The organism is Rhodococcus sp. (in: high G+C Gram-positive bacteria) (genome assembly GCF_049591685.1).
In the GTDB taxonomy this organism is placed as follows: Bacteria; Actinomycetota; Actinomycetes; order Mycobacteriales; family Mycobacteriaceae; genus Rhodococcoides.
In genome coordinates this window covers 1-1,560 of sequence record NZ_JBAWFH010000155.1, presented here as the reverse complement: position 1 = coordinate 1,560, position 1,560 = coordinate 1, and the positions used below count along the sequence as shown (strand labels likewise).

Below are 1,560 nucleotides of genomic sequence, written 5' to 3'. Positions count from 1 at the left end.
CGTATGGACTGGGCAGGTGATGGCCGGGCCGAGGTGCAAAGTTGACATTAGTGTCGGTTCTGTTGGCTTGGAGCCAACGTATCCAACACTTGATCGAGGTGACTGTGACGACAAGCGCTGTTCGACGCCGTCAGACCGGGTTACCTCCCGAGTTTGCGCGACTTCGGATGCGGATGGTGCGCGCCGCGACGGCGGCCGAGATCTACGCGCACCCGCGGGCCGAGCTCGCGCGCCTGACGGATTCGGGTCTGCTGCATCGGGTGGCGACGGGCTTCTACGTGGCCGTACCCGACGATCAAATCGGGACCGAGTGGATGCCGGGCTTGGAGCCTGCGGCGGCCGGTATCGCGGTTGCGGCCTACAGTGTCGACGATGCCGTCGTGATGGGTGTCAGCGCGGCCCGGTTGCACGGGGCGATTCCGCGGGCGTTGGCGACTGCTGTGGTGGCTGTGCCGACGCGGCACGATCCGATTCGGTTGGCGGATCGTCAGGCGGTGGTTCGGTTCGTCGTGCGCGACACGGCGCGTCTGGATGCGGAGCGTATCGATACCGAGTTGGGCCCGGTGTTGGTGACGACGCCCGAGCAGACGGTGTTGGATCTGGTGAAGCGTCCGGGGCTCGGTGACACCGGGGGTGAGGTGTGGCCGGCGGTGGAGCAATTGTATCGACGGTGCAATCCAGAAGTGTTAGCCAAGATCGCTGGGGCTCAGAAGATGCGAACGACACTGACGCGGCTGCAGGCTCGGTTGGGGGAGGAGTAGTGAATCCCGACGAGCTGGACTCGGTGGCAGCGCAATTCGGTGTCGCGCGTGCACAGGTCGAGCGCGATCATCTGATCTCGCACCTGCTCGGTTATCTGAGTGCGCACTTCGCGGATCGGATTGTGTTCATCGGCGGAACAGCGTTGGCTCGAACCCATCTGGTCGATGGTCGTCTAAGCGAGGACATAGATCTGATTGCGGTCGGTTCCAGATCGGAGGTCGCTCGTGGTCTCGACCGCGCACTCCCGCGCGCAGTCATGCGCAGCCACGGGCGACTGGTGTGGGATTCGGCGATCAGCGAGGTGCCTGAGCATCTCGGTGCAGTGTTGAGGTCGCAGTCCGGACTGGCGGTCAAGGTGCAGTTGCTCTCGGCGGAAGGTCGCCCTGGATGGCCTCTGGAGAACCGGCAGCTCGAACAGCGGTACGAGGATGCACTCGGAGCTGCGTTGACGGTGCCCACGCGGCACGCGTTCGTTGCGGGTAAGACGGCCACCTGGTGTGATCGGCGAGCATCGCGTGATCTGTGGGACTTGTGGGCACTCAGTCGGATTGGGGCATTCGAGCCGAAAGTGGCCGATTTGTATCGGAGGTTCGGGCCCACGAACAAGTTGCCAGGTGAATGGCAGTTCGCGGATGCTCCGACCGAAGCTGATTGGGAAAGCCAAGTATCGGGCCAAACGCGGTTGACCGTCACAGCGCGAGAGGCCGCGGCTGAAGTCGCCCAGGTGTGGGTCGGACTACATCGGAAGTGACCTCGAGTTGCTGTCGCTTCACTCGTTCAGACGCACTTCGATGGCCC

At 63.7% G+C, this 1,560-nt stretch carries 2 protein-coding genes; both read left to right on the top strand.

Annotation, left to right across the window (positions count from 1 at the left end):
- Positions 1 to 98: 98 nt before the first annotated feature.
- On the top strand, positions 99 to 761 hold the full coding sequence (locus tag WBQ44_RS06585; RefSeq protein ID WP_495565921.1) for a type IV toxin-antitoxin system AbiEi family antitoxin domain-containing protein: 663 nt from the start codon (positions 99 to 101) through the stop codon (positions 759 to 761).
- The gene (locus WBQ44_RS06580) at positions 761 to 1,513 is read left to right on the top strand and encodes a nucleotidyl transferase AbiEii/AbiGii toxin family protein (RefSeq protein ID WP_495565920.1); all 753 of its coding nucleotides are present in this window, start codon (positions 761 to 763) and stop codon (positions 1,511 to 1,513) included. The genes WBQ44_RS06585 and WBQ44_RS06580 overlap by 1 nt, the downstream gene beginning before the upstream one ends.
- Positions 1,514 to 1,560 lie beyond the last annotated feature (47 nt).